Below are 26,904 nucleotides of genomic sequence, written 5' to 3' on the forward strand. Positions count from 1 at the left end.
GCTTTGGGGAGTACTGAGAGTTTCCCGTCGTCACCAACCGCGCGTCGTACGACCGACCCCAGTGGTCCGGCTGGAAAAAAGACAGCCTGCAGTCGCTCACTGATCAGCGCTCATGAAATGCAAAATGGTCGGCCCCATTACAGGGCCGACCATTTTTTTGCTTCACTGATCGAGAGATCAGGCTTTGGCAGCTTCAGCAGCAGTCTTTTTACGCTTGGCCTTGCGAGCCAGGATGTTGAGGATCTCAACCGCTGCCGAGAACGTCATGGCGGCGTAGATGTAGCCTTTAGGTACATGGGCACCAAAACCTTCAGCGATCAGTGTCATACCGATCATGATCAGGAAGCCCAGCGCCAGCATCACCACCGTCGGGTTGTCATTGATGAACTTGGCCAGCGGGTTGGCAGCCACCATCATCACGATCACAGCAGACACTACCGCGATAATCATGATCGGCAAGTGCTCGGTCATGCCCACCGCAGTGATGATACTGTCGATGGAGAACACCAGGTCCAGCAGCAGGATCTGGAAGATTGCCGCGCCCATGCTCAGCGTCACAGCGGACCCGATGGTCTTTTCCTGCTCAGCCTTGCTGTCCATGCTGTGATGGATTTCCGTGGTCGCCTTCCAGACCAGGAACAAGCCACCCGCGATCAGGATCATGTCTTTCCAGGAGAACGCCTGGCCGAACACGTCGAGCACAGGTTCGGTCAACTGGACGATGAAAGCCACGGTGCTGAGCAGGCCCAGACGCATGATCAAGGCCGCACTGATACCCAGACGACGGGCCTTGGCACGCTGATGCTCCGGCAACTTGTTGGTCAGAATGGAAATGAAGATCAGGTTATCGATACCCAACACGACTTCCATAACCACCAGCGTGGCCAAGGCAATCCAGGCGGCGGGACTTGTAGCGAGTTCCAAAAGGTATTCCATAGATCGTGTCCTGCTTGAGCCAATGTTGAGCGTTAGATTTCTTTACCAGACTTCTCTTCGGGAGACTCGGGCTGTTTTTTGGGTTCAAGTACCGAAAGATCCTTGCGGGTATCTTCCAGCGCCTTGGTTGCAGCTTCATGGGTATCGTCAATCGCCTGTTTGGCTGTATTGGCAGCCGTGTCCAGGATTTGCTTGGTCGATGTTTCTACCTGGTCACAGCCAGCCATTACAACCAGCGAACATGCCAGCAATGCGGCGTAAACGGGTTTGATCATGTTTCCCTCGATATGCAAGGCCGGACATCACCTTTGGTCCGGCGTCAGCGAAGCATTCTAGAGACATGGAAACATCAGAAAAATTCGCTTTTTCAAGGTGTATACTTCGGTTTTACCGAATCGACAATCTTTATGCTCAATTATCGTCAACTCCACTATTTCTGGGTCGTGGCCAAAACCGGCAGCATTGTACGCGCCTGCGAACAATTGAACCTCACCCCCCAGACCATCAGCGGCCAGATCAGCCTGTTCGAGGAAACCCTGGGCGTCGATCTCTTCCGCCGTGTAGGCCGGCAACTGGAGCTGACTGAAGCCGGTCGCCTGGCACTGCCCTATGCCGAACAGATGTTCCAGTTGGGCAATGAGCTGGAAACCATGCTGCGCTCACAGCCCGACGAACAACAGCTCCTGTTTCGCATCGGTGTGGCCGATGTCGTGCCCAAATCCATCGTCTATCGACTGATCGCGCCCACCATGGAGCTCGATGAATCGATCCGTATCACCTGCCGCGAAGACAAGCTCGAACGCCTGCTGGCCGACCTGGCAATCCAGAGACTGGACATGGTGATATCTGACAGCCCTATGCCACCACATTTGGACATTAAAGGCTACAACCAGAAACTGGGAGAGTGTGGCGTCAGCTTCTTCGCGACCCAGGGCGTGGCTGAAAGTCTGTGGGGTGACTTTCCGCAGTGCATGCATGGAGCACCACTATTGATTCCCGGGCAGGACACCGTGGTTCGTGGCAGGTTGATGCGCTGGTTCGCCGAACAGAAAATCCAGCCGCGGATTATCGGGGAGTTCGATGACAGCGCCCTGATGAAAGCTTTTGGCAAATCCGGCAGCGGCGTATTCGTCGCGCCCAGCGTGATCGCCGATGAAGTACAGAGCCAATATGACGTGAAAATCATCGGCCAGACCGAATCGGTGACCGAATCGTTCTATGCCATTACCGTCGAACGAAAGGTCAGGCACCCCGGTATTGTCGCCATTACCGAGAGTGCCCGAAACAAGCTGTTTACCGACTGAGCTTAGAACTTGCCCATGTAATCGCGCTTGCCGATTTCCACGCCATTGTGACGCAGCAGGTCATAGGCTGTGGTGACATGGAAAAAGAACTGCGGCAAGGCATAGCTGAGCAGGTAAGCCTGGCCGTTGAGGCGTTTCTCCTTGTCGGTGCCAGGACGCAGAACGATCTCGATGCCTTCCTTGCCGTCGACATCTTCCGGCTTGATGCTGGCGATGAAGGCCAGAGTCTTGGCGATCAGGGCTTGCAGATCGGCAAAGGTGGTTTCGGTGTCTTCGTACTTTGGAATCTCGACGCCTGCCAGACGGGCCGAAGCGCCTTTGGCGAAATCCACGGCAATCTGAATCTGACGAGTGAAAGGCAGCATGTCCGGGAACAGGCGCGCCTGCAACAGGGCTTCAGGCTGGATTTTCTTCTCGGTCGCGTGGGCCTCGGCCTTGACCAGAACGTCATTCAGCGCGTTGAGCATTTGCTGGAATACAGGAACGGAAGCGGCGTACAGGGAAATAGACATGACAAATCCTGAAAGTGAAAGTCAGGAATTATAGACATGCTCTTCAGGAAAGATGGCGAGTCTTTTCTCCATACCATGACGCGAATCATCGGCGCACTGGCAATAATTCAGCGCAGCCCCTAGGCTGACACCCCGCCATCGCTCAGGGAAAGCGTAATGGAACATTCTTCAACCGAATCGGCCGATGACACCGAATCGTTGCAACTCAACAGCACCGAAGTGCGCATTCTCGGCTGCCTGATCGAAAAACAGGCCACCAGCCCGGAAACCTACCCTCTGACACTCAATGCACTGGTCATTGCCTGTAACCAGAAAACCAGCCGCGACCCGGTGATGAATCTGACTCAGGGCCAGGTTGGCCAAAGCCTGCGCGCCCTGGAAAATCGGGGCCTCGCCCGCCTGGTCATGGGCAGCCGCGCCGACCGCTGGGAACACAAGGTCGACAAGCACCTGGAGCTGGTGCCAGCCCAGATGATCCTGACCGGCCTGCTACTGCTGCGCGGCCCGCAAACCAGCAACGAACTGCTGACCCGCAGCAACCGCATGCACGATTTTGAAGACAGCGAACAAGTCGTCCACCAATTGGACCGCCTCATCGCCCGAGGCCTGGCAACCCTGCTGCCACGCCAGCCCGGTCAGCGCGAAGATCGCTACATGCATTCGCTGGGCGACCCGGCAGACCTGCAAGACCTCCTTGCAGCCCGGCAAAACCAGCCGGAGCGGCAGTCGGCATCCGCATCGAGCGAGAGAATTGATGAGCTGGAAGCAAGGATTGCGGCGCTTGAAGAGCGGCTGGCGAGGCTGGAGTGAGTTTGCGTATGACTCAACTCCCCCTGCTCGCTCAGCGTCGCCAAGGCGCGCGTGCCCCCCTGCACAGATCGACACCTGGCTAATGACAACACGCCAGTCTGGGTCGTAAGCTTTCTTCAGGACTCGCCCTTGCTTTCTTTGGTTTTATACCACTGTGGCGCTTTAGACGCCTTGGCTTGGGCAAGTTCTTTTAATCCTTCAGTCTTGCACTTCATCTACACCTTTCCTACCAAACGGTATTGGATTAACCCCTCGGAGCAAGCGTAAAATCTGCTCCGAGCCCAAACGATGAACAGGCGGCACAAACATCGCCGGCCCCCTTACACAAAATTTACCTAACGGCTTCGCCGTTTTCTCAAATTACGATGTCTTAGAGTTATCCCGTGGCAGTGCTTGAGCGTAATGCAGGCCCGCGACAACGGGTTGAGAGCGAGGAACAGTCATGATTCGTCATATCCCCAAAATTGCCTTGTTTATAGGTGCCTTGGCATTGGCAGGCCAGGCCAACGCTGATCGTGGCTGGGGTGGGCCAGCCGTACTGGGTGCAATCGTCGGCGCTGCCGTGGTTGGAGCCGCAGTTTCGTCCAGCCGTGACAGGACAGTGTATGTAGAACGCCAGCCGGTCTATGTTCAACCGCAGCCGGTCTACTACGCGCCGCCTCCTCCACCAGTGGTTTACTACCAGCCGGCGCCGGCTTATGAGGTTGTGGAACGTTACCCGGCTCCGCCACCGGTCTACTACCGTCGTTATGCGCCGCCACCCGCCTACTATGGCCCGCCACGCGGCCACTGGTAACCGACAAAAGCCCCGCCTGGTGCGGGGCTTTTCGTTGCTTTGCTATCAAACGGAGGTTGCCCGTCAAGACGCACAACCCTCGTGATTATCAATGACCACTATCGAGAACGATGATTTCTGCCAGAGACGATGGCTGAGTAAAGTAGCGCCATCGATTGATGGAGACAGCCATGAACAAGGTTCAGATCATGTCAGTAGTTGGCAGCGCCGTTCCGGCCACACTCAGAGAACGCGGTTTTCTGGCTTGCTGGTATCTGATGCACAACGGCGAGCCCGTCAGCGGCCCTTTCGCTTCATTGCCAGCAGCACAGGCCAGCTCCGACAAGCTGGAAAGCCACAAGCTCAACGGCTGAGTGCAGTGCCCGGTTTCACAGTCTTCGTGCGTTTGCTCCGCACATCCCCTTGCCCACATCCTTTGATGTGGGCTTTTTTATGGGCTCGAAAAAGTCTCAGACGCGCTCGGCCATTGCCGCATTGACCTGGCAGCGATGAGCCAGTTTTTGCAGGCGCTTTTCCAGAGCGAGGAACACGACACGATCGGTACGACCGCTGTCCAGTTCATCGATCAGGTCGTTGGCCACCTGACGCAGTTCATAAGCCAGAACTACACGATCATCATTCAAATCCTGTTTATGGGACTCGAACAAGCGGTGCAGATAATCCTGCAGCGTATATTTCAGGCGATGCCGGTCGCTGGCGCGCAAATGGGTAAGATTCAGACTGGTTCTGGCCTGCAGCTCGGTCAACTCGCCGCACAGGTATTGAATACGGCGGGCATAACCGGTTTCGCGTTCACGCAGTTGCTTGTGGGCCACTGCCGCTTCCTGCTTGCGCTGGATACCCGGAACCCCCACAGCGACCATCATGCCGACGATCAGCCCGGTGGCCTGAACCCAGCCGGCCCAGTCGGCAGGCCGTGAAAAAAAACCGCTGACAAGCAGTACGACCGCGACCAGAGATGCAGCGATCACCAGAACAACGTAATCCTTGCTGATAAACCCCTTGAGCATTGAACGCTTCCTTAAATCGATGAGCCTTGATGGCGTGAATGCTAATCGGTGCGAGCCGTGGACACCACGAATATTGAAAACACACCCCCCATTCGTGGCTTTCCTACTTAACAGCAACTTAATAAAACCACGATTCCTGAATTAATTGACGAATCGCCCTGCTCACCCCATCGACTTTGGGCAAAGTCCGCTCCTAAAATGCAGCGTTTTTCCTATATCCACGTGCAAAACTGCACATTTATCGAGTGAGCCCTGTTCTTGAAAATTCGTCTGCCACTTCTGGGTCTTTTATTTGCACTTACGGGCCCTGTAGTTTCCATCAACGCCACTGCAAACGAAATCGCGGCCCTGAACCGGGACCCATCAAAACTTCATCTGGCTTCCGGCAGCACACTGGTCATTGATGTGCAAACCGACAAGGTCCTGTATTCACACAACCCTGACGTTATCGTCCCCATCGCTTCGGTCACCAAACTCATGACCGCCATGGTCGTGCTGGACGCCAAACAGTCGATGGACGAAGTCATTCCAGTCAACATTTCCCAGACCCCGGAAATGAAAGGCGTGTTCTCCCGCGTCAAGCTGGGCAGCGAAATGAATCGCAAGGACATGCTGCTGATCACGCTGATGTCTTCGGAAAACCGTGCCGCCGCGAGCCTGGCCCACAGTTACCCGGGCGGCTATCCGGCCTTCATCCTGGCCATGAATGCAAAGGCCAAGGCGCTGGGCATGAAGCATACGGCCTATGTCGAGCCTACCGGGCTGTCGGTCTATAACGTTTCCACGGCTCGCGACCTCACCAAGCTGATCATGGCTGCTCGCAAATACCCGATGATCACTGAGCTGAGCACCACTGCGGAAAAGACCGTGACCTTCCGCAAGCCCACTTACAACCTGGGCTTCAGCAACACGGATCACCTGGTGCGCAAGGACAACTGGGACATCAAGCTGACCAAGACCGGTTTCACCAATCAGGCAGGTCACTGCCTGGTGCTGCTGACCACCATGGCTAACCGTCAGGTTTCCGTGGTGATTCTCGACGCCTTCGGCAAATACACCCACTTCGCCGATGCCAGCCGCCTGCGCCGCTGGATGGAAACCGGCGAGAGCGGTCCTGCGCCGGAAGTCGCCTTGCAGTACAAGAAGGAAAAGAATCTGGTGATGAAGCAGAACGGTATTCAGCAGGCGCGGGAATAACCCCCCATCTGCGCAGGAGCGGATTTATCCGCGAAAAGGCCCTTATGGGCTTCCTTCGCGAATGAATTCGCTCCTACCGGGGCAGGTTTAGTTGAACTGCGTCACCAGCTTGGTATTGAGGTAGGCCTCGATGGCTTCGGTGCCGCCTTCGGAGCCGTAGCCTGAGTCCTTGATCCCGCCAAACGGAATCTCAGGCAGGCCAATACCCTGATGGTTGATCGACAGCATACCTGCCTCGATACCATTGCTCAGCGCCTGGGCAGTCTTCATCGAAGTGGTGAAGGCATAGGACGCCAGACCAAACGGCACACGGTTGGACTCGGCGATAACCTCTTCCAGCGTGTCGAACGGCACCAACAACGCAACAGGACCGAAAGGCTCTTCGTTCATGATGCGCATTTCACGGGTCAGACCGCTCAATACGGTTGGCTCGAAGAAATAGCCTGCCCCTTCAACGGCCTTGCCGCCCGTTTCCAGCTTCGCACCGGCACCCACTGCATCTTCGATCAGATCCGTCAGCGCCGGAATGCGGCGTTCATTGGCCACCGGCCCCATGGTCGTGCCCGCTTCCAGGCCATTGCCAACCTTGACTTCCCGGGTCAGCCCCACGAATTTCTCGGTGAAAGCCTCGAATACCTTGCGCTGTACCAGAATCCGCGTCGGTGAAACACAGACCTGACCGGCATTGCGGAACTTGGCGGTGGACAGCACTCGCGCAGCCAGATCCAGATCGGCGTCGTCGAAGACCAGTGCAGGCGCATGGCCGCCCAGCTCCATGGTGGCGCGCTTCATGTGCTGGCCAGCCAAGGCCGCCAGTTGCTTGCCTACTGGAGTGGAGCCGGTGAAGGTCACTTTGCGGATCACCGGATGCGGGATCAGGTAATTGGAGATCTCGGCAGGCACGCCGTATACCAGCCCAATCACGCCAGCCGGCACACCGGCATCGGCAAAGGCACGGACCAGTTCAGCAGGCGATGCCGGAGTTTCTTCCGGGGCCTTGATGATGATCGAGCAACCGGCCGCCAGTGCCGACGACAGCTTGCGCACCACCTGGTTGATCGGGAAGTTCCAGGGCGTGAACGCGGCAACGGGACCGACCGGCTCCTTGATCACCTTCTGCTCGATGGAAGGATTGCGCGACGGCACGAGACGGCCATAGCTGCGACGCCCCTCCTCGGCCAGCCAGTCGATGATATCGGCAGCGGACTGGGTTTCCATACGCGCTTCGGCCAGCGGCTTGCCCTGTTCCTGAGTCATGATGCGGGCAATGCTGTCGGCGCGCTCGCGCAGCAATTGCGCAGCCTTTTGCATGATCTTGTAGCGATCATAGGCCGAAGTGGCGCGCCAGGTTGCAAAACCACGTTCAGCTGCCGCCAGGGCTTCGTCCAGATCGGGAATGCTGGCATGGGCCACCGTTCCCAGCGACTGGCCGGTGGCAGGATCGATGACCGACAAGGTGCGGCCATCGCGGCTTGCACGCCATTGGCCATCGATATAGAGCTGAACATCGGGATACATGGCATTTCTCCTGAAGTTGATGCATGACTGAGTCGACCAACTTACGGGGATATACCCGTAAGAGTCAAGGCACAGTCAAGAATGAATGACAGATGCAAACAGTAACGACCTGCCAGCACCTCATCGACAGGCCGTCACTGTATGGGAGTGCAGCCAAAGCAGAATGTTCGCTACAAAATCGGCTTGCCGCCCGTCACGCTATAGAGCGCACCGGAGGTATAGCTGGACTGGTCTGAAGCCAGCAGCACATAAATCGGTGCCACCTCAACAGGCTGGCCCGGACGCCCCAGCGGCGTCTGGCTGCCGAAGTTGCGGACTTCTTCGTCCGTCATGGTCGACACGATCAAGGGTGTCCAGATCGGGCCCGGAGCGACACTGTTGACCCGGATTCCACGTTCGCCCAGCAGTTGCGCCAGGCCGCCGGAAAAATTGGCAATGGCGCCTTTGGTGGAGGCATAAGGCAGCAGGGTCGGCTTGGGCATGTCGGCGTTCACCGAACTGGTGTTGATGATCGAACTGCCTGCAGCCATGTGTGGCACTGCCGCCTGACAGATGCGGAATATCGCCGTGATATTGATATCGAAGGTCCTCACCCATTCTTCATCGGGGATTTCTTCAAAGGTTTCGTGAGTCATCTGGAAGGCTGCGTTGTTGACCAGCACATCGATACGGCCAAAGCGCCCGACGGTTTCTTCCACAATGTGGCGGCACTGCTCTTTCTGAGCAAGATCGCCCGGCAGCAACAAACACTGCCTGCCAGCCTGCTCGACCCAGCGAGCGGTTTCCTGAGCATCCTCATGCTCATCGAGATAAGAGAGCGCGACATCAGCACCCTCTCGCGCAAAGGCAATGGCCACTGCGCGGCCAATGCCGCTGTCCCCGCCGGTGATCAGGGCAATTCTGTCTTGCAGTCGCTCAGAGCCACGGTAGCTCTGCTCGCCGCAATCGGGATAGGGCTCCATCTTCGCTTGCGAACCAGGCACCGACTGCGCCTGTTGCGGGAAAGGAGGTCTTGGGTAGTCAGTCATTTCTTTCTCCTGTAGTGGGCTGGAGGAAACGAAAACCGTCCATGGCCCATGAAATATCTGGCCTGCCAGCGCCGGACAACGTTCAAAGAACCACAGGACACCACTGACGAATGGTCGTCGAGGAAGGTTTTTGCAACCCGCTCGAATAAAGCACTTGCACACACAATCTTATGGTATACCATCATACGAAATACAACAGTGCTCGATCCGGGAGTCCTACATGAGCTTTGAAATTCGCAAGATCGTCAATTACACCGAAGAGACCTTCATCGAAGGCGGCAAGGCGACCGACAAACCGGTGACCATGGTCGGCCTGGCTGTCGTGATCAAGAACCCTTGGCTCGGTCGTGGTTTTGTCGAAGACCTCAAGCCTGAAATCCGCGCAAACTGCTCCGAGCTGGGCGAACTGATGGTCAAGCGCCTGACGGCCGCCATCGGTGGTGCAGACAAGATCGAAGCCTACGGCAAGGCCGCAGTGGTCGGCGCCGAAGGCGAGATCGAACACGCTTCAGCGGTGATTCACACCCTGCGCTTCGGCAACCACTACCGTGAAGCGGTCAAGGCCAAGAGCTACCTGAGCTTCACCAACAAGCGCGGCGGCCCGGGCACTTCCATCCAGATCCCGATGATGCACAAGGATGACGAAGGCCTGCGCTCGCACTACATCACCCTGGAAATGCAGATCGAAGACGCACCACGCGCCGACGAAATCATCGTCGTGCTGGGCGCTGCCAACGGTGGCCGTCTGCACCCGCGCATCGGCAACCGTTATATCGACCTGGAAGAGCTGGCTGCCGAAAAGGCTCAGTAATCCCCTCCCAACAATAATGAATGCCTGCGCAGGAGCGATCCATGATTCAGCTCACCGCTGAACGCACCCCGGCCGGAACCAGTTATCTGGCCACCGGCCAGGGCCACCCTGTGGTGTTGATTCACGGGGTGGGTCTGAACAAAGAAATGTGGGGCGGCCAGATTGTCGGCCTGGCCCCGCATTACCGAGTCATTGCCTACGACATGCTGGGTCATGGTTCGAGTCCGCGCCCGGACCCGGATACCGGCCTGCCCGGTTATGCAGAACAACTGCGAGAATTGCTCGACCATCTGGGCCTGCCTCAGGCCACGATCATCGGCTTCTCCATGGGTGGGCTGGTTGCGCGGGCCTTTGCCCTGCACTTCCCGCAGCACCTGTCCGGCATGGTCATCCTCAACAGCGTGTTCAATCGCACGCCCGAGCAACGTGCCGGTGTCATCGCACGCACCAGCCAGGCCGCCGAACACGGGCCGGACGCCAATGCCGCAGAGGCCTTGTCGCGCTGGTTCAGCAGGGAATACCAGGCGGCCAACCCTGCACAGATCGCAGCCATCCGGCAGAACCTGGCCAGCAACGATCCACAGGGCTACCTGACCACTTACAAGCTGTTTGCCACACAGGATATGTACCGCGCCGAAGATCTGGGCGATATTCGCGCACCGACGCTGATTGCCACCGGCGAGCTGGACCCCGGTTCGACACCGGACATGGCCCGTCAACTGGCGATGCGTATCCATGGTGCAGAGGTTGCGATACTGCCCGAGCAGCGGCACATGATGCCGGTGGAATCGCCGCGTCTGGTCAATCAGGTGTTGCTGGACTTTCTCGACAAGTCGGCAGCTCTACATAATCCGGCAAAGGGAATCGTTGCATGACTCTCACGCGCTTTCAGATGTGCATAGACGGCCAATGGGTCGACGCACTTTCCGGCAAGACCTTCGACAGTCTCAACCCTGCATTGGCCGAACCTTGGGCGCAGTTGCCCGACGCCGATGAGGCGGACGTGGAGCGCGCCGTCCAGGCCGCACAAAAGGCCTTTGAAGACAAATCCTGGCGCGGGCTGACAGCCACGGCACGAGGCAAGCTGCTGCGCAGGCTGGGCGACCTGATCGCCGAGAACAAGGAACAACTGGCCCAACTGGAAAGCCGCGACAACGGCAAGCTGATCCGCGAAACCCGTGGTCAGGTGAGCTATCTGCCGGAATTTTTCCACTACACGGCCGGCCTTGCGGACAAACTCGAAGGCGGCACCCTGCCCCTCGACAAGCCCGATCTGTTTGCCTACACGGTCCATGAACCCATGGGCGTGGTCGCCGGGATCATTCCCTGGAACAGCCCGCTGTACCTGACAGCCATCAAACTGGCTCCGGCACTGGCAGCGGGCAACACCATTGTACTCAAGCCTTCCGAACACGCCTCGGCCACCATTCTGGAACTGGCGCGTCTGGCGCTGGAAGCCGGTATTCCGCCGGGCGTGGTCAATGTCGTGACCGGGTACGGCCCGAGTACCGGCGCCGCCCTGACCCGTCATCCGCTGGTGCGCAAGATCGCCTTTACCGGCGGCGCCGCGACTGCACGCCATGTGGTGCGCAGCAGCGCCGAAAACTTCGCCAAGCTGTCCCTGGAACTGGGAGGCAAATCTCCCAACATCATCTTTGCCGACGCCGATCTGGACAGCGCCATCAATGGCGCGGTCGCTGGTATCTATGCCGCTTCAGGGCAAAGCTGTGTGTCGGGCTCGCGACTGCTGGTCCAGGACGAGATCTACGACGAATTCGTCGAGCGCCTGGCCGAACGCGCCAGCCGTATCCGCATCGGCAATCCTCAGGACGAAACCACTGAAATGGGCCCCATGGCCACTGCCCAGCAACTGGCCGTGGTCGAAGGTCTGGTGGCTGATGCACTGGCCGAAGGCGCACGCCTGCGACTGGGTGGCAAGCGGCCCGAAATGGCCAGCGAAGGCTGGTTCTACGAGCCGACCCTGTTCGAGTGCGACCGCAACTCCATGAAGATCATGCAGGAAGAGGTCTTCGGTCCTGTCGCGTCGGTGATCCGTTTCAAGGATGAAGCCGAAGCCCTGGCGATTGCCAACGACTCGCAGTTCGGCCTTGCAGCAGGAATCTGGACCCGGGATCTTGGCCGCGCACACCGTCTGGCACGGGACATCCGTTCAGGTATCATCTGGGTCAACACCTATCGAGCCGTATCTGCCATGGCCCCCATCGGCGGGTTCAAGAACAGCGGCTATGGCCGTGAGAGCGGCATTGACTCGGTCCTGGCCTATACCGAACTGAAAACGGTATGGATCAATCTATCGCAGGCCCCCATGCCTGATCCTTTTGTAATGCGTTGAGTGAGGCGGCGGCAATGATAGAACCCGGCATTTATAAAGAAGTCATGGCGTCCTTTCCTTCGGGCGTGACCATCGTCACCACACTGGACGCCGAAGGCGGTCTGGTAGGCATCACCGCCAGCGCTTTCAGCGCGCTGTCCATCGACCCGGCACTGGTGCTGTTCTGCCCGAACTACGCCAGCGACACTTACCCTGTGCTGCGCGACAGTAAAAAGTTCGCGATCCATTTGCTCTCTGCCGAGCAGCAGGCTGAAGCCTATGCGTTCGCCAGCAAGGGCAAGGACAAGACCAAGGGTATCGAATGGCACCTGAGCGAGCTCGGCAACCCGTTGCTGAGCAAGGCGACGGCGATCATCGAGTGCGAACTGTGGCGCGAATATGACGGCGGCGATCACGCCATCATCGTCGGCGCGGTGAAAAACCTGATCCTGCCGGAAACACCTGCTACACCGATGCTCTACTACCGCGGCAAACTGGGGGCTCTGCCACCTTTTGCATGAGACGGGGTTCTTGGTAGTCAAGAGCAACGGCGTGATAAACTCGGCGTCTATCCGGGCGATGCAGGCCCGGTCATGCGTCAGCCAGGCCGGTTTTCAGGCTGACGCCATGAACGCGACCGCCTTGTTCTGGCCGTGTTTTTCACATAGACAGCCCCACTCCGAGCACACCCGATGAAACGCCTGCCACTCGACGACAACTTCAAGGTCAATCGCAATCCCGTTACCCTGCGCGAAATCGTGCTGGACAAACTGCGCAGCGCAATCATGAACTTCCAGCTTCTGCCGGGTGATCGTCTGGTCGAGCGAGATCTGTGTGATCGTCTCGGGGTCAGCCGGACCTCGGTGCGTGAAGCCTTGCGCCATCTGGAGTCCGAAGGTCTGGTGGAGTTCGCCGACGCCAAGGGGCCGCGGGTCGCGATCATCACGCTGGAAGATGCCTGCGATATCTATGAGCTGCGTTGCGTGCTCGAAGGGCTGATCGTGCAGCTTTTCACCCTGCGAGCCAAGGCGAAAGATATCCGTGCCCTGGAAAAGGCCCTCGAAGAGAACCGCAAGGCCCTCGACGATGGCGAGTTGCAACAGGTCATCGATTCGGTACAAAGTTTCTACGATGTACTGCTCGAAGGGTCTGGCAATCACATCGCCGCCACCCAGTTGCGTCAGTTGCAGGCTCGCATCAGCTACCTGCGGGCCACCTCGGTGTCACAGATCAACCGCCGCGGTGCCAGCAGCAAGGAAATGGAACACATCGTCGAAGCCATCAAGAGCGGCGACCCGCTGGCGGCCCACAAGGCTTCCGTCGATCACGTGCGCAACGCTGCCGCTGTGGCGCTGGAATACCTGAAATCCAAGCAGGACGATGACGCCAAGGTCCGCGACATCATTGCTCCGATTGCCATCAAAGAACCCCGAATAGGACGCTGACATGCCCGCACCGCGCTTTTGTCCGCAATGTGGCAGTGCCGATCTCGATCAGCGCATCCCACCGGGCGATACCCATGCGCGGCTGATGTGCGGCAGTTGCAATTACATTCATTACGTCAATCCGAAGATCATTGCCGGCTGCATCATCGAGCAGGAAGGCAAATACCTGCTGTGCCAGCGGGCAATCGCGCCACGCCCCGGCACCTGGACGCTACCGGCCGGTTTCATGGAGAGTGGCGAAACCACCGAACAGGCCGCCCTGCGGGAAGTCTGGGAAGAAAGCGGCGTACGCGCAGAAATCATCTCGCCCTACTCCATCTTCAGCGTGCCGAAGATCAGCGAGGTGTATATCGTCTTCCGCGCCATAGCCCTGGAAATCACCGGCCAGTTCGGGCCGGAGACCCTGGATTACAAATTCTTCGCCCCCGAAGACATCCCGTGGGACAGCATCTACTACCCTGCCATCCGGCAAATCCTCGAACGTTATATCGCCGAGCGTCAGGCCGGGGTGTATGGCCTGTACATGGGCAATGACGACACCGGCAAGGTGCATTTCATTCGGTGAATTGCCTCTGAGTGAGCGAATTTATTCGCGAAACGGCTCTTTGCGAATAAATTCGCCCCCCACACAAGTCACAACATCAAACCCCTTCGACAATCACGATCTCGGCCTTCGCCACACCCAGGCGATGCCTCATCGCTTCCTGATACTCGGCCGAGCGATAACAGGCCAAAGCCTGCTCATACGATTCAAACTCAATCACAACCGTGCGTTGCGGCGTGTCGCGGCCTTCGACGGCTTCGGAACGCCCACCACGAGCCATGAATTTGCCACCAAATAATTCAAATGCCGCTGGCGCTCGCTGGGTATATTCGCTGTACTGCTTAGGGTCGGTTACGTCCACGTTTGCAATCCAATAAGCCTTCATCGCGATCTCACTGTTTCAATGATAGGGAATCTGTGAAATATTCTGTCTTATGGTATACCACGATTTTTCATCCATAACACCGAGATCCTGAGTATGGCGTTCGATCGCATCGAAGACATCATTGAAGACTACCGTCAGGGCAAGATGGTCCTGCTGGTGGACGACGAAGACCGGGAAAACGAAGGTGACCTGCTGCTTGCTGCCGACCTCTGCACACCTCAGGCCATCAGCTTCATGGCCCGCGAAGCACGCGGCCTGATCTGCCTTACCCTGACCGACGAACATTGTCAGCGCCTGGGGCTGGAGCAGATGGTGCCCAGCAATGGCAGCGTATTCGCCACGGCGTTCACGGTTTCCATCGAAGCCGCAACAGGCGTCAGCACCGGTATTTCTGCCGCCGACCGAGCCCGCACCGTCCAGGCTGCCGTCAACCCAGAAGCCTGTGCCGACGACCTGGTACAGCCCGGCCATATTTTCCCGCTGCGCGCCCGCGAAGGCGGCGTGCTGACCCGCGCCGGTCACACCGAAGCCGGCTGTGACCTGGCCCGTCTGGCAGGCCTGACGCCTGCGTCAGTGATCGTGGAAGTCATGAACGATGACGGCACCATGGCCCGCCGCCCCGATCTGGAACTGTTCGCCGAAAAACATGGTATCCGCATCGGCACCATTGCCGACCTGATCCATTACCGCCTGAGCACCGAACACACTGTGGTACGCATCGGCGAACGCGAGTTGCCCACGGTTCATGGAACCTTCCGCCTGTTCAGCTACGAGGACCGGATCGAAGGTGGTGTACACATGGCCATGGTCATGGGCGACATCCAGCGCGATTACCCGACCTTGGTGCGAGTACACGTGGTTGATCCACTGCGCGACCTGGTAGGTGCCGAGTACACGGGCCCAGCGAACTGGACCCTGTGGGCCGCCCTGCAGAAAGTCGCCGAAGAAGGTCGCGGCGTGGTCGTGGTACTGGCCAATCACGAGTCCTCCCAGGCACTGCTGGAGCGTATCCCGCAACTTACCCAGCCGCCGCGTCAGTACACCCGTTCCCAGTCGCGCATTTATTCTGAAGTCGGCACTGGCGCACAGATTCTGCAAGACCTTGGCGTGGGCAAACTACGCCATCTGGGCCCTCCTCTCAAATACGCAGGACTGACCGGATACGATCTGGAAGTGGTTGAAAGTATTCCCTTTACTGGCTGATTTCAGTGCTGAAAGGAGGCAGGCAACAACGCTGAAGAAGAGACGTTCACCCCCGTAAAACAAGGTTTTCACCGGTAAAAAAAGCAAAATGAACAGGTTCCGACAGGGCAAAATACTTGCACAAAGTTTGGAATACCATAATATGACATTCCGTAGACCGAAGGTTTTGTCAGGTGCCCCCGCCAAGGGATAAGGCTAACAACAGTGCCCGACACGGTCGCCAGTTTCTCCGGTCCTCTGGACCTACTGCTCCCGAATACGCGGGCAAAAAAAGCCCGCTCAAAACACAACAAATGAGGGCGTGAAAATGGTGTTGAACAAACGAGCAACTGCAGCTCTTGCTGCCGGCATTTTGGCTATCTCGAGTCTCACAGCCATGGCCGCTGAAAGCGTCAACTTCGTCAGTTGGGGTGGTTCTACCCAGGACGCACAGAAGCAGGCCTGGGCAACGCCTTTCACCAAAGCCAGCGGTATCAACGTTGTGCTGGATGGCCCTACCGACTACGGCAAACTGAAGGCCATGGTTGAAAGCGGCAACGTGCAATGGGATGTCGTGGATGTGGAAGCCGACTTCGCCCTGCGTGCCGCCAGCGAAGGCCTGCTTGAACCCCTCGATTTCACCACCATCAAGCGTGACCGGATCGACCCTCGCTTTGTGTCTGACCACGGCGCCGGCTCGTTCTTCTTCTCCTTCGTACTGGGCTACAACGAAAGCAAGGTAGGCGCCAAAACCCCGCAAGACTGGTCTGCCATGTTCGACACCAAGACCTACCCCGGCAAACGCGCCCTGTACAAATGGCCGAGCCCCGGCGTACTTGAGCTGGCACTGCTGGCCGATGGCGTAGCCCCTGACAAGCTCTACCCGCTGGATCTGGACCGCGCCTTCAAGAAACTCGACACCATCAAGAAAGACATCGTCTGGTGGGGCGGCGGCGCTCAATCCCAGCAACTGCTGGCTTCGGGTGAAGCGTCCATGGGCCAGATGTGGAACGGTCGCGTCTACGCCCTGCAACAGGATGGCGCTCCAGTGGGTGTGAGCTGGAAGCAGAACCTGGTCATGGCTGATTTCCTGGTCGTCCCCAAAGGCGCCAAGAACAAGGAAGCTGCCATGAAGTTCATCGCCGAAGCGACCAGCCCCAAAGGCCAGGCCGACTTCTCGAACCTGAGCGCCTATGCACCGGTCAACCTGGACAGCATACCGCGCCTGGATTCGACGCTGGCGCCGAACCTGCCGACCGCCTATGCATCAGACCAGATCACTCTCGACTTCGCATACTGGGCCAAGAACGGCTCTGACATTGCGACACGGTGGAACGAATGGCTGGTCAAGTAAAAATGACGGCTATTGCTTCCCGTCAACCCAACCCGGCCGGTGGTGCGTCAAGCACCGCTGGCGCGGCTTGCACCAAGGCAGTGAAGATGCAGCCAAAAACGTCTTTGTCACAACGCTGGCGCGGCAGTCGCAACCTGCTCCCGGCACTGCTCTTTCTGGGGCTTTTTTTCTTCGCACCACTGATAGGCCTGTTGCTTCGCGGTGTGCTGGAACCCACTCCGGGCCTGGGCAACTACGAACAACTGTTCGCCAACTCCGCCTACGCCAGGGTGTTGTTCAACACGTTCTCGGTGGCGGGTCTGGTCACCCTGTTCAGTGTGCTGCTGGGTTTCCCGCTGGCCTGGGCGATCACCCTTGTGCCACGCGGCTGGGGCCGCTGGATTCTCAATATCGTGCTGCTGTCGATGTGGACCAGCCTGCTGGCCCGCACCTACTCCTGGCTGGTATTGCTCCAGGCTTCAGGGGTCATCAACAAGACACTGATGGCCATGGGCATCATCGATCAGCCGCTGGAGATGGTGCATAACCTCACAGGCGTGGTGATCGGCATGAGCTACATCATGATTCCGTTCATCGTGCTGCCGTTGCAGGCGACCATGCAGGCCATTGACCCGATGGTGTTGCAGGCCGGCTCCATCTGCGGTGCAAGCCCGTGGACCAACTTCTTCAGGGTGTTCCTGCCACTGTGCCGCTCGGGGCTGTTTTCCGGTGGTCTGATGGTGTTTGTGATGTCCCTGGGTTACTACGTCACCCCCGCTCTGCTGGGTGGCGCACAGAACATGATGCTGCCCGAGTTCATCGTCCAGCAGGTGCAGTCCTTCCTGAACTGGGGACTGGCCAGTGCCGCAGCCGCACTGCTGATCCTGATTACTCTGGTGCTGTTCTACTTCTATCTCAAGCTCCAGCCGGAATCCCCGGTCGGCGCCAGCAATGCGAGGTAAGCCATGCTCCTGACTCCCAATGCCATGAGCACGCGCCTGCGGGTCGGTCTGTACCTGACCACCGGGGTGATCGCGCTGTTTCTGTTGCTGCCGATCCTGTTCATCGTGCTGCTTTCGTTCGGCTCATCCCAGTGGCTGGTCTTCCCGCCACCGGGCTGGACCCTGAAGTGGTATCAGCAGTTCTTCTCCAATCCGGAATGGATGCAGGCGGCGATGTCAAGCTTCAAGGTCGCCGTACTGACCACCATCAGCGCCGTCGCTCTGGGCCTGCCCACAGCCTTTGCGCTGGTGCGTGGACGTTTTCCGGGCCGTGACATGCTGTACGGCATCTTTACCCTGCCGATGATCGTGCCGCTGGTGATCATTGCCGTGGCCGTGTATGCGCTGTTTCTCAAGCTTGGCTACACCGGCACGCTGTTTTCCTTCGTGGTCAGCCATGTGATCGTGGCGCTGCCATTTACCATCATCTCGATCATCAACTCGCTGAAACTGTTTGACCAGTCCATCGAGGATGCCGCCGTGATCTGCGGCGCATCGCGAATCCAGGCAGTGATCAAGGTCACCTTTCCGGCCATTCGTCCCGGCATGATCGCCGGCGCGTTGTTCGCGTTCCTGGTGTCGTGGGACGAGGTGGTCCTGAGCGTGATGATGGCCAGCCCGACCCTGCAAACCCTACCCGTCAAAATGTGGACCACTTTGCGTCAGGATCTGACCCCGGTCATTGCAGTCGCTTCGACGCTGCTGATCGCCCTGTCGGTGCTGGTCATGTTCATCGCCGCGACCCTGCGTCGCCGCAACGAAGCCAGGAGTACCTCATGAGTGCAGTGATCAAAGACAGCGCACAACACGACCCGAAAACCCTGGTCAGCCTGTGCAACCTGAACAAGCATTACGGCGATTTCGCTGCAGTGGACAATATCGACCTGGATATCCAGGACGGCGAGTTCCTGACCTTCCTGGGCTCCAGCGGCTCGGGCAAGAGCACCACACTGTCGATGCTGGCAGGGTTTGAAACACCCAGCTCGGGAGAAATCCTGGTAGGTGGCAAATCCCTGGTGAACGTGCCGCCCCACAAGCGGGATATCGGCATGGTGTTCCAGCGCTATTCGCTGTTTCCGCACCTGTCGGTACGCGACAACATCGCCTTCCCGCTGGCCATCCGCAAACTGCCGGCGGCCGAGCGCGACAAGCGTGTGGACGCCATGCTCAAGCTGGTGCAACTGGAACAATTCGCCCATCGCCGCCCTTCGCAACTGTCCGGCGGCCAGCAGCAACGTGTGGCCATTGCCCGGGCGCTGGTTTACGAACCACGCATTCTGCTGATGGACGAACCTCTGGGCGCTCTGGACAAGAAACTGCGTGAAGACCTGCAGGATGAACTGCGGCAACTGCATCGTCGCCTGGGCATCACCATTGTCTACGTGACCCACGACCAGGAAGAAGCCATGCGCCTGTCTCAGCGCATCGCGATCTTCAGCCATGGCAAGATCGTCGGCCTGGGCACCGGCTATGACCTTTATCAGAACCCGCCCAATGCCTTTGTCGCCTCGTTCCTGGGCAACTCGAACTTCCTGAAGCTCAAGGCACAGGGCAATGCGGTGGCGACGTTTGAAGGCAATCCCCTGTCGATCCGTCTGACTTCAGGCCTGAAAACCGATCAGGACGTGTTGCTGATGATACGTCCGGAGAAAGCTCAGGCCCTGAGCACTCAACAGGCCGAAGCCACCCCACTGGAGCATGGCTGGAACGAAGTCACGGCAAAGGTGACGGAAGTCTTGTTCCTGGGCGAAAGCCAGACCTGTGCGGTCGTCACTTCAGGCGGTACCGCCATGACCGTCAAGGCGCTTTCAGCCACCGGCTTGCAACTGAAAGCCGGTGATACCGTCCGCGTCCGCTGGGCCACAGCCGATGCCTGTATCTACACCCAATGGGCAGAAAGCGACCTGAACAAGGCGGCTGGGGCTCATTGAGTCCTACCCCTTTCGCGAATGAATTCGCGCCGTGCGGGAGCGAATTCATTCGCGAAAGACCATTGAATACCACACAAAAAAAAGGCCGTACCTACCTGAGGGTACGACCTTAAAGGCTTCACTGTCTTGAAGGGTATTGCTCTATTTGGCAGTAATCACCGACAACTTGGTGATGCCTGCACGTTCGATCGAGGCCATGGCGCGGGCTACTTCGCCGTAGTTCACGCCGTTGTCTGCCTGAAGTTGCACACGAACCTGCGCATCCTTGGCCTTGGCGGCCTGAAGGTTGGTTTCCAGCAGGTCTGCCTGAATCTCGTCCTTGTTGATGAACACCTTGCCTTGTCCGTCAATGCTCACTACCAGCGGGTCCTTCTGCTCTGCCGGAGCGACCGCTTCGGTCTTGGGCAGGTTGATCGGGATCGAGTTGGTCAGCAGCGGCGCGGTTACGATGAACACCACCAGCAGTACCAGCATCACGTCCACCAGAGGCGTTACGTTGATTTCGCTGAGCACTTCATCATTGTCTTGAGTGGAGAAGGCCATATCAGGACGCCTCCTTCACTTTCTGGCCGGCACCGGCGCCATTCTTGGTCAGAACCGGGTGCAGCAGGACACGGAAAGAGTTTTTCTGCGCCAGGCTGTAGAAGTCATGGGCAAAGTCGTCCAGGTCGGCGGCAGTCAGTTTCAGGCGACGCAGGAAGTAGTTGTAAACCAGTACCGCAGGTACCGCGACCGCGATACCGACACCGGTAGCGACCAGTGCAGCACCGATAGGACCGGCCACCGTTTCCAGGCTGGCGGAACCCGCTGCGCTGATGCCCTGAAGTGCAGTCATGATGCCCCACACCGTACCGAACAGGCCGATGAAGGGCGAGGTGCTGCCGATACTGGCCAGAACAGCCAGGCCGGTTTCCAGCGAGCGACGTTCACGCACGATCTGCTGGCGCAAGGCGCGCTCCAGGCGATCCTGATGATTGATCGACTGGCTCAGGTCGGTCTGCTGACCGCCTTCATGAACCTGGATGGCGGCATAACCGGCCTGGGCAACACGAGCGGCAGCACCAGGCTGTTGCTGAGCCAGTTCAGCGGCCGAATCCAGGCTGGAGGCCGCCCAGAACTGCTTGTGGAACTTGCGATCCTGGGATTTCAGACGTGAAAACTGTACGCCCTTGAGCAAGGCCAGGCCCCAGGTCGCGACGGAAAAGACCACCAGCAGCCAGATGACGGCGTGTTCGATGGATTCAAAAGGGGATGCCAGTAGATTCATGATCTGTACTCTCGTGCTGTGCTGATACGTCAGGTTCTGGTGTTGCGATGCTCCTTTTGTCAGGTGGCTCGCATTGAAGCGTTGAAACCGTTATTTATTTGATCTTGAAGTCGATGGGCACGCTGACCCAGCCATCCTGGGCGACATCGCCCTGCTTGGCGGGAACGAAGCTCCAGCGCTTGACTGCCGTTACTGCGGCTTCGTCGAGCGAATCACGACCGCTGCTTTTCTGAATCTGGATCTCGCCCGGTTTGCCGCTGGCCAGTACATGCACTCGCAACAGGACCGTCCCTTCCCAACCGCGGCGCATGGCCAGCGATGGGTATTCCGGAGCCGGATTGCGCAGGTAACCGGCGCTGGCCGAAGCCGGCGTCACGGGTGCTGGCGCAGGCGGTGCCGGTGGCGCAGGCGCTGCAACCGGTTGTGGCGGTGCAGGTGGTGCGGGCGGCTGCTCAACGGGCTTGGCAACAGGCTTTGGAGTCGGCGGTTTGACGACCGGCTTGGGTTTTGGCTTGGGCGGTGGCTTGACGGCCAGCTCATCCTCAACGGGAGGCGGCGGCTCGACCACAGGTTGAACGATTGGCTCGGGCGGCGGTGGCGGCGTTTCAACCACGGGCGGCGCGGGCTGGGAAAATTCGATGGTCATCGGCGGAATTTCCGGCGGGACGATCGGCAGAACAGGGGTTGGAGTCTGGCTCAGCCAGTAAATCACTGCACCATGCAGCACCAAGGCAAATGCACCCAGCAGAATGCCTTCCCGACGTCCCAGAACAGGCTTGGGCGTGCGCTGCAACCGCGACTGCGCCAAGGGTCCCCGAAAAGGACGCCCCAGATCGACCAATTCGCCGCTCGGCGTTTGGCGCCAAGGCACTTCATGTGCACTGGCTGCGGTCTGGACATTGCCCATTGATACACTCCTGCATTTTTTCAGTAAAAATCCAGGTTCTGTTGGTATCAGTCACCTTTCCAATTTGGTAGCGCCGGGCAATCATCCATGATCGCGCTTGTTCCTGAAAAGAATATTTAGTTCTCCTGTTATTCATAAATTGAATATAAAACCTCACCCATCAAAAAGCCCCGGCATGCACGAACATGGCGGGGCCTGGAGCAGACTGGGGTAAACCTCAATCAATGACCGCTATGATCGCCATGGCCGGAATGCCCCTGAGCCGTCAGGGCCCTGACAGGCGCGCTGACCTTGATCGACTCCTTGACGCCCTTTTCGTCCTCGACGGTCAGGGTCAGCGGCACCTGATCACCCTCCTTCACCTGAGCCACCAGGCCCATGAGCATCACGTGATAGCCGTTGGAGTCCAGCACAACCGTCTTGCCAGCCGGCAGGTCGATGGATTTGACCTGCTGCATGTTCATCACATCGTTCTTCATGCTCATCTGATGGATCTGCACGTCTTTCGCAGCAGGCGAACTGACCTCAACCAGCTTGCCGCCCGTGCTCGACGTGATGTTCATGAAAGCGCCGGTCGCTGGCTGCCCGGCAACCGTGGCACGCACCCAGGCATCGTCCACGGTGGTCTGCGCATGGGCCTGAAGGCTGACACCCAGCATGGACAGAGCCAGCAGCAGGCTTTTGCACGGGGTAGCGATCAGGGCATTACGGATCAGAGTAGTCATCAGCATACTTCCATCAAAGTGAGCAAATCTTCTGCGCATTGCTGCGCGGACAGCGAGTGAGACAGGCCAAGGCGCAACACGCCACGGGTATCGAACACATAGCTGGTGGAGGTGTGGGAAATCGTATAAGTGTCGCCCAGCGGCACCTTCTCGTAGAACACGCCGAATTCCTTGGCCGTGGCCGCGGTTTCTTCCAGGGTGCCGGACAGTGCCACAAAGCTTGGATCGAAAGCCTTTACATAGGATTCGATGACTTGCGGCGTGTCACGCTCCGGGTCCAGGGTGATGAACACCACCTGGAAGGTATCGGCATCGGCGCCCATCAGCTTCTTGATCTGCGCGGCACGGGCCAGCGCAGTCGGGCAGACCGCCGGACATTGGGTGAAGCCGAAGAACACCATCGGCATGTAACCCCGGAAATTCGACAGGGTCAGCACGTCGCCATGAGTGTTGCGCAGCCTGAAGTTGCGCCCGATGATCTTGTTGCTCAGATCCTTGCCGTACTTGAACGGCAAGGCATTGGAGTTATTGCAACCGGTCAGAACGCCAAGGCTCAGCAAGGAGAGGCCCGCGACCACTTCGCGACGGGTCAGGTATTGAGTCATGCATTACGGTCCTTTGAAGGAAAACAGGCAAGGCATGCAGCACGTCACATAACGGATGCGCTGCAGACAACCAGTGAACGCAAGACGGGGTTTCAGGGCGCCTGCGGCACCAGCCCCGGCGAAGTGTGACGGGAGGACTCGCGCATCAGGCCCGGCGGGATACGCAGCCTGACATTGCGCGAGCGCAGCAGCCAGCCCAGTCCGATGAAGAACGCCACGAAACCGGTCAGCTTGCCGGCAAAAGTGCAGTCCAGCATGGCCAGTTGCATGACCAGTGAATGCCTGGCCTCGTCCGGGCCTTCCATCGACATGGAAGTGTCCGGGTTATCGCCACAGATATCGGCGGCTGCTACAGAGGAAAACGTCCCCAGCATCTGCCCATGGCTGATGCTGCACATGAACCCATTGAACAGGATGAAGCCATACAGCATCCAGGCAATGAGCGAGCGGTGAGTTCGGACGAATTTCATGGCGGCGAATCTACCACTCTCACGCTCTGTCGAACACCGCGAATCCACGGACGGCATGCAGGCAAAGGCATGAAGCGTGCGGTTACGGGCCACAACCCGAGGTGCGACAAAGTGGCGCAGGCAGCACAACAGGGATGCCAGGACCGCTCGAGAACGGTTCATTCCCCTCGAACAAAATGCAATTTATTTATCTATAAACAATATTTAAATTCAAATAATTCATAATTAGCTTATACCGAAAAGAACTTTCACAGGACTGTTTCATAACCATATATTCCCGCTTACAGACCGACCCTTACCCGTGGAGGCTCAGAAAAACTTCTCGAAACTGACAAGGATCACTCCCCATGGCCTCCACTGCTCGCGCAGCCAGAAAGCCCCTGCCCCCTCATCTGTTGAAAGGCATCGCCTTTGCCGGCCTGGGCTTGATAACGCCCGTGCAAGCAGCAGAAGAAACCGGCAATGACACACGCCTGGACAAGGTCACGGTCATCTCCACCGGGATTCGCGGCACCGAACGCACGGTGACCAACAGCCCGGCGCCCATCGATATCGTTACCAGCGAACAACTGCTCAAGACCGGCCGCGCCGATCTGACCGAAGCCATCGCCAAGCTGCTGCCTTCGTTCAACTACGGCACCAACGTCGCCGGCTACAACTCCACTATCCGCCCCTTGTCCAACCGCAGCCTGGCACCGGCTTATACATTGGTGCTGGTGAACGGCAAGCGACGCCATAACAGCGCCCTGCCCGCCAACGGTTCCACCGACAGCAGCGGCGCCAACTCGGTGGACATTGACATGATCCCCGTCAGCGCGGTGGAGCGCATCGAAGTCCTCAAGGACAGCGCCGCCGCTCAATATGGCTCCGATGCCATTGCGGGCGTGATCAACGTGATCCTCAAGTCCAGCGCTCAGGGCGGCCACCTGGGCGTGACCTACGGAAAGCTCTACAGTGGCGAAGGCGAAGTGACCAAGTTTGAGGGCGACAAGGGCTTTGAGCTGGGGGATGGAGGTTTCCTGCACCTGTCCGCCGATGCGCGCAAACGCGGCGATGCCAGCTGGAATGAAAAGGCTACCAATACTGCCTATTTCCCCGGCGACCCTCGGGAAGCGACCTGGGACCGGGTAGCCGTCAAGAACGGCGACCCGCAGATCAAGGCCTTCAACCTGGCCTACAACGCCGAACTGCCACTGGATGATCAGACAAAGCTGTATTCCTACGGCACCTATGGCCAACGCGACGCCATCATCAATAACTACTTCCGCTACCCCAATGGTAACGCCAACATCCCGGAACTGTTCCCCGACGGCTACTACCCGCAGAACAATCTGGACGACACCGACTACCAGTACCTGATCGGTGCCAAAGGCGAATCCCTGGGCTGGAACTGGGACCTGAGCACCACCTACGGACGCAACAACAATCATCAATACAGTGACCTGACCATAAACCCGTCACTGGGTCCGGCTTCACCGACTTCGTTCGATGACCTGGCGACCTATCGCTTCGAGCAGTGGGTCAACAACCTGGATATCACCCGCGCCTTTGACGGCGTGTTCGGTGTGCCGTTGCAGGTTTCCGCAGGGCTCGAACATCGCTGGGAGCGCTTCCGGACCTTCGCCGGTGATGCACAGGCCTATCAAGTGGGTGGCTATCGTTTCCCGGCCTCGCTGCCCAATGGCCAGCCCAATCCGCTGGCAGGCCAGTTGGCGTCGATTGCCGCACAGGCTGCGGCGGTCATCTCGCCTCAGGATGCAACCAGCATCAAACGCAACAACTATGCAGCCTATGTGGACTTCGGCATCACGCCCATCGAGCCACTGTTCATTGACCTGGCCCTGCGCGCAGAGCACTTCGATGACGACTCGGGCAACACCCTCAGTGCCAAGCTCAACTCCCGCTACGAATTCACCGACACTTTTGCGGTGCGCGGCACAATCGGCACAGGCTTTCGGGCTCCCTCCCTGACCCAGATCGGCTACAGCATCTCCGATAACCGGGTGGGTACAGCCCCTGACGGTACCGTCGTGCCCGCCGTGACCCGCATCGCGCCGGTCAATTCGTCCCTGGCCCAGGCGCTGGGCGCCACACCTCTGGACCCGGAAAAGTCCCGCAACCTGGGCCTGGGCGTGACCTGGCAACCGGCGCCGCGCACCAGCCTGACGGTCGATGCGTACTGGATCGAGATTGCCGACCGCATCGCACGCACCGAAAGCCTGTATGGCCCGGCACTGGCGTCGATTCTCACCGCCCAGAACGTCGACACCAGCACCTGGACCTCGTATTACGCCAACGCTTTCGACACCCGCACCCGCGGCCTGGATATCGTGCTCGATCATTCCAGCCGTTATGGTGCCTTGGGTGATGTGCGCTGGAGCGCAGGATTCAACTACAACAAGACCATCATCACCGACGTCAAGAGCGAGCCCTCAGCCTTACAGGGCCTGGGCGACAACACCGGCGGCAGCCTGACCTGGGTCGGCCGTGCCCGGGAAGGCGATCTGACCGACGCGCAACCAAAAACCAAATGGGTGCTGGGTGCCAACTGGACCCTCGGCGACCTGGGCGTGAACCTGCAGACCACCCGTTACGGCAAGGTCAAGACGCTGCAGCAACTGGAGAGTGGCGACCGCAGCTTCGGCGCCAAATGGATTACCGATCTGGACCTGTCCTATACCCTCCAGGAAAACATCACGGTCAGCCTAGGCGGCACGAACATTTTCAATGTGCGCCCGGACAAGAACGCAATCCCTTCGGCCAATGGTCTGAACCTCTACAGCAACCCGCCGTTCTATCCGGGTGGCGGGTTCTGGTACAGCAAGATCGCTTATGACTTCTGAAGCACGTCTTGC

Annotated in this window: 30 protein-coding genes; 17 read left to right on the plus strand and 13 right to left on the minus strand. The window is 58.5% G+C overall.

Annotated elements, in window-relative coordinates:
* Window positions 1–177: 177 nt before the first annotated feature.
* Together CKW23_RS11690 and CKW23_RS11695 are read right to left on the minus strand one after the other, a co-directional pair.
* The gene (locus tag CKW23_RS11690; RefSeq protein WP_025259833.1) at window positions 178–936 is read right to left on the minus strand and encodes a TerC family protein; all 759 of its coding nucleotides are present in this window, start codon (window positions 934–936) and stop codon (window positions 178–180) included.
* Between the two features lie 32 nt (window positions 937–968).
* Window positions 969–1,211 (minus strand): hypothetical protein, encoded by a 243-nt coding sequence (locus CKW23_RS11695; protein ID WP_025259832.1) that lies wholly within the window; start codon window positions 1,209–1,211, stop codon window positions 969–971.
* Window positions 1,212–1,343: 132 nt separating this feature from the next.
* Here CKW23_RS11695 and nhaR point away from each other — a divergent pair, with 132 nt between their 5' ends.
* Complete coding sequence (gene nhaR, locus CKW23_RS11700) at window positions 1,344–2,240, plus strand: transcriptional activator NhaR (RefSeq protein WP_038399818.1); 897 nt, start codon at window positions 1,344–1,346, stop codon at window positions 2,238–2,240.
* Between the two features lie 2 nt (window positions 2,241–2,242).
* Here nhaR and CKW23_RS11705 read toward each other — a convergent pair whose 3' ends face one another.
* Entirely contained in the window at window positions 2,243–2,752 is a 510-nt protein-coding gene (locus tag CKW23_RS11705; protein ID WP_025259831.1) for a DUF1993 family protein, read from the minus strand.
* 156 nt (window positions 2,753–2,908) lie between these two features.
* Here CKW23_RS11705 and CKW23_RS11710 point away from each other — a divergent pair, with 156 nt between their 5' ends.
* The 3 genes from CKW23_RS11710 to CKW23_RS11720 all read left to right on the plus strand — a co-directional run bounded on the left by CKW23_RS11710 (window position 2,909) and on the right by CKW23_RS11720 (window position 4,711).
* Window positions 2,909–3,562 (plus strand): YceH family protein, encoded by a 654-nt coding sequence (locus tag CKW23_RS11710; RefSeq protein WP_095067589.1) that lies wholly within the window; start codon window positions 2,909–2,911, stop codon window positions 3,560–3,562.
* Window positions 3,563–4,004: 442 nt separating this feature from the next.
* Window positions 4,005–4,358, plus strand: coding sequence for a hypothetical protein (locus tag CKW23_RS11715; protein ID WP_025259829.1), 354 nt, complete (start codon window positions 4,005–4,007; stop codon window positions 4,356–4,358).
* A gap of 170 nt (window positions 4,359–4,528) precedes the next feature.
* The gene (locus tag CKW23_RS11720; RefSeq protein WP_025259828.1) at window positions 4,529–4,711 is read left to right on the plus strand and encodes a hypothetical protein; all 183 of its coding nucleotides are present in this window, start codon (window positions 4,529–4,531) and stop codon (window positions 4,709–4,711) included.
* A 96-nt stretch (window positions 4,712–4,807) separates the two neighbouring features.
* On the opposite strand, the gene CKW23_RS11725 is transcribed toward CKW23_RS11720, so the two are convergent.
* Window positions 4,808–5,368, minus strand: coding sequence for a hypothetical protein (locus tag CKW23_RS11725; RefSeq protein ID WP_025259827.1), 561 nt, complete (start codon window positions 5,366–5,368; stop codon window positions 4,808–4,810).
* 252 nt (window positions 5,369–5,620) lie between these two features.
* Between CKW23_RS11725 and pbpG the strand changes: the two genes are divergently transcribed.
* Window positions 5,621–6,565, plus strand: a complete 945-nt coding sequence (pbpG, locus tag CKW23_RS11730; RefSeq protein ID WP_025259826.1) for a D-alanyl-D-alanine endopeptidase — start codon at window positions 5,621–5,623, stop codon at window positions 6,563–6,565.
* A gap of 87 nt (window positions 6,566–6,652) precedes the next feature.
* Here the strand turns inward: pbpG and CKW23_RS11735 are convergent, their stop codons facing one another.
* Window positions 6,653–8,083 (minus strand): NAD-dependent succinate-semialdehyde dehydrogenase, encoded by a 1,431-nt coding sequence (locus tag CKW23_RS11735; protein WP_025259825.1) that lies wholly within the window; start codon window positions 8,081–8,083, stop codon window positions 6,653–6,655.
* 170 nt (window positions 8,084–8,253) lie between these two features.
* Window positions 8,254–9,111, minus strand: a complete 858-nt coding sequence (locus CKW23_RS11740) for an SDR family oxidoreductase (RefSeq protein ID WP_025259824.1) — start codon at window positions 9,109–9,111, stop codon at window positions 8,254–8,256.
* Window positions 9,112–9,331: 220 nt separating this feature from the next.
* On the opposite strand from CKW23_RS11740, the gene CKW23_RS11745 reads away from it, so the two are divergent.
* From CKW23_RS11745 to CKW23_RS11770, 6 genes are all read left to right on the plus strand, one after another.
* Window positions 9,332–9,922, plus strand: a complete 591-nt coding sequence (locus CKW23_RS11745) for an amino acid synthesis family protein (protein ID WP_095067590.1) — start codon at window positions 9,332–9,334, stop codon at window positions 9,920–9,922.
* Window positions 9,923–9,963: 41 nt separating this feature from the next.
* Window positions 9,964–10,797, plus strand: coding sequence for an alpha/beta fold hydrolase (locus CKW23_RS11750; protein ID WP_025259822.1), 834 nt, complete (start codon window positions 9,964–9,966; stop codon window positions 10,795–10,797).
* Window positions 10,794–12,275 carry an aldehyde dehydrogenase gene (locus CKW23_RS11755; RefSeq protein WP_025259821.1) on the plus strand — a complete coding sequence of 494 codons (1,482 nt, stop codon included), beginning with the start codon at window positions 10,794–10,796 and terminating at the stop codon, window positions 12,273–12,275. Before CKW23_RS11750 ends, CKW23_RS11755 begins: the two co-directional genes overlap by 4 nt.
* 14 nt (window positions 12,276–12,289) lie before the next feature.
* Window positions 12,290–12,775, plus strand: a complete 486-nt coding sequence (locus CKW23_RS11760; protein ID WP_025259820.1) for a flavin reductase family protein — start codon at window positions 12,290–12,292, stop codon at window positions 12,773–12,775.
* A 171-nt stretch (window positions 12,776–12,946) separates the two neighbouring features.
* The gene (locus CKW23_RS11765; protein ID WP_025259819.1) at window positions 12,947–13,699 is read left to right on the plus strand and encodes a GntR family transcriptional regulator; all 753 of its coding nucleotides are present in this window, start codon (window positions 12,947–12,949) and stop codon (window positions 13,697–13,699) included.
* Window position 13,700: 1 nt separating this feature from the next.
* Entirely contained in the window at window positions 13,701–14,264 is a 564-nt protein-coding gene (locus CKW23_RS11770; protein ID WP_095067591.1) for an NUDIX hydrolase, read from the plus strand.
* 76 nt (window positions 14,265–14,340) lie between these two features.
* Here CKW23_RS11770 and CKW23_RS11775 read toward each other — a convergent pair whose 3' ends face one another.
* Complete coding sequence (locus CKW23_RS11775) at window positions 14,341–14,628, minus strand: DUF1330 domain-containing protein (protein ID WP_025259817.1); 288 nt, start codon at window positions 14,626–14,628, stop codon at window positions 14,341–14,343.
* A gap of 93 nt (window positions 14,629–14,721) precedes the next feature.
* On the opposite strand from CKW23_RS11775, the gene ribBA reads away from it, so the two are divergent.
* The 5 genes from ribBA (at window position 14,722) to CKW23_RS11800 (ending at window position 20,075) form a co-directional block, all read left to right on the plus strand.
* Window positions 14,722–15,831 (plus strand): bifunctional 3,4-dihydroxy-2-butanone-4-phosphate synthase/GTP cyclohydrolase II, encoded by a 1,110-nt coding sequence (gene ribBA / locus CKW23_RS11780; RefSeq protein ID WP_025259816.1) that lies wholly within the window; start codon window positions 14,722–14,724, stop codon window positions 15,829–15,831.
* Between the two features lie 307 nt (window positions 15,832–16,138).
* Window positions 16,139–17,164, plus strand: coding sequence for an ABC transporter substrate-binding protein (locus CKW23_RS11785; protein WP_025259815.1), 1,026 nt, complete (start codon window positions 16,139–16,141; stop codon window positions 17,162–17,164).
* Entirely contained in the window at window positions 17,149–18,105 is a 957-nt protein-coding gene (locus CKW23_RS11790; protein ID WP_025259814.1) for an ABC transporter permease, read from the plus strand. Before CKW23_RS11785 ends, CKW23_RS11790 begins: the two co-directional genes overlap by 16 nt.
* A 3-nt stretch (window positions 18,106–18,108) precedes the next feature.
* Window positions 18,109–18,924: an ABC transporter permease gene (locus CKW23_RS11795; protein ID WP_025259813.1), complete on the plus strand. Its 816-nt coding sequence runs from the start codon at window positions 18,109–18,111 to the stop codon at window positions 18,922–18,924.
* A complete protein-coding gene (locus tag CKW23_RS11800) occupies window positions 18,921–20,075 on the plus strand; it encodes an ABC transporter ATP-binding protein (RefSeq protein WP_025259812.1) in 1,155 nt (384 codons plus the stop codon). The genes CKW23_RS11795 and CKW23_RS11800 overlap by 4 nt, the downstream gene beginning before the upstream one ends.
* Before the next feature lie 141 nt (window positions 20,076–20,216).
* On the opposite strand, the gene CKW23_RS11805 is transcribed toward CKW23_RS11800, so the two are convergent.
* From CKW23_RS11805 to CKW23_RS26935, 6 genes are all read right to left on the minus strand, one after another.
* Window positions 20,217–20,618, minus strand: a complete 402-nt coding sequence (locus CKW23_RS11805) for a biopolymer transporter ExbD (protein ID WP_025259811.1) — start codon at window positions 20,616–20,618, stop codon at window positions 20,217–20,219.
* Between the two features lies 1 nt (window position 20,619).
* Window positions 20,620–21,342: a MotA/TolQ/ExbB proton channel family protein gene (locus CKW23_RS11810; RefSeq protein ID WP_095067592.1), complete on the minus strand. Its 723-nt coding sequence runs from the start codon at window positions 21,340–21,342 to the stop codon at window positions 20,620–20,622.
* A 94-nt stretch (window positions 21,343–21,436) separates the two neighbouring features.
* The gene (locus CKW23_RS11815) at window positions 21,437–22,249 is read right to left on the minus strand and encodes an energy transducer TonB (RefSeq protein ID WP_095067593.1); all 813 of its coding nucleotides are present in this window, start codon (window positions 22,247–22,249) and stop codon (window positions 21,437–21,439) included.
* A 221-nt stretch (window positions 22,250–22,470) separates the two neighbouring features.
* A complete protein-coding gene (locus CKW23_RS11820) occupies window positions 22,471–22,980 on the minus strand; it encodes a copper chaperone PCu(A)C (RefSeq protein WP_025259808.1) in 510 nt (169 codons plus the stop codon).
* Entirely contained in the window at window positions 22,974–23,579 is a 606-nt protein-coding gene (locus tag CKW23_RS11825) for an SCO family protein (protein WP_025259807.1), read from the minus strand. The genes CKW23_RS11820 and CKW23_RS11825 overlap by 7 nt, the downstream gene beginning before the upstream one ends.
* Window positions 23,580–23,671: 92 nt before the next feature.
* Window positions 23,672–24,049, minus strand: coding sequence for a DUF2946 domain-containing protein (locus CKW23_RS26935; RefSeq protein ID WP_095067594.1), 378 nt, complete (start codon window positions 24,047–24,049; stop codon window positions 23,672–23,674).
* A gap of 347 nt (window positions 24,050–24,396) precedes the next feature.
* Between CKW23_RS26935 and CKW23_RS11835 the strand changes: the two genes are divergently transcribed.
* On the plus strand, window positions 24,397–26,892 hold the full coding sequence (locus tag CKW23_RS11835) for a TonB-dependent siderophore receptor (protein WP_095067595.1): 2,496 nt from the start codon (window positions 24,397–24,399) through the stop codon (window positions 26,890–26,892).
* Window positions 26,893–26,904 lie beyond the last annotated feature (12 nt).

This window comes from Pseudomonas sp. Irchel 3A18 (assembly GCF_900187465.1).
Classification (GTDB): domain Bacteria; phylum Pseudomonadota; class Gammaproteobacteria; order Pseudomonadales; family Pseudomonadaceae; genus Aquipseudomonas; species Aquipseudomonas cichorii.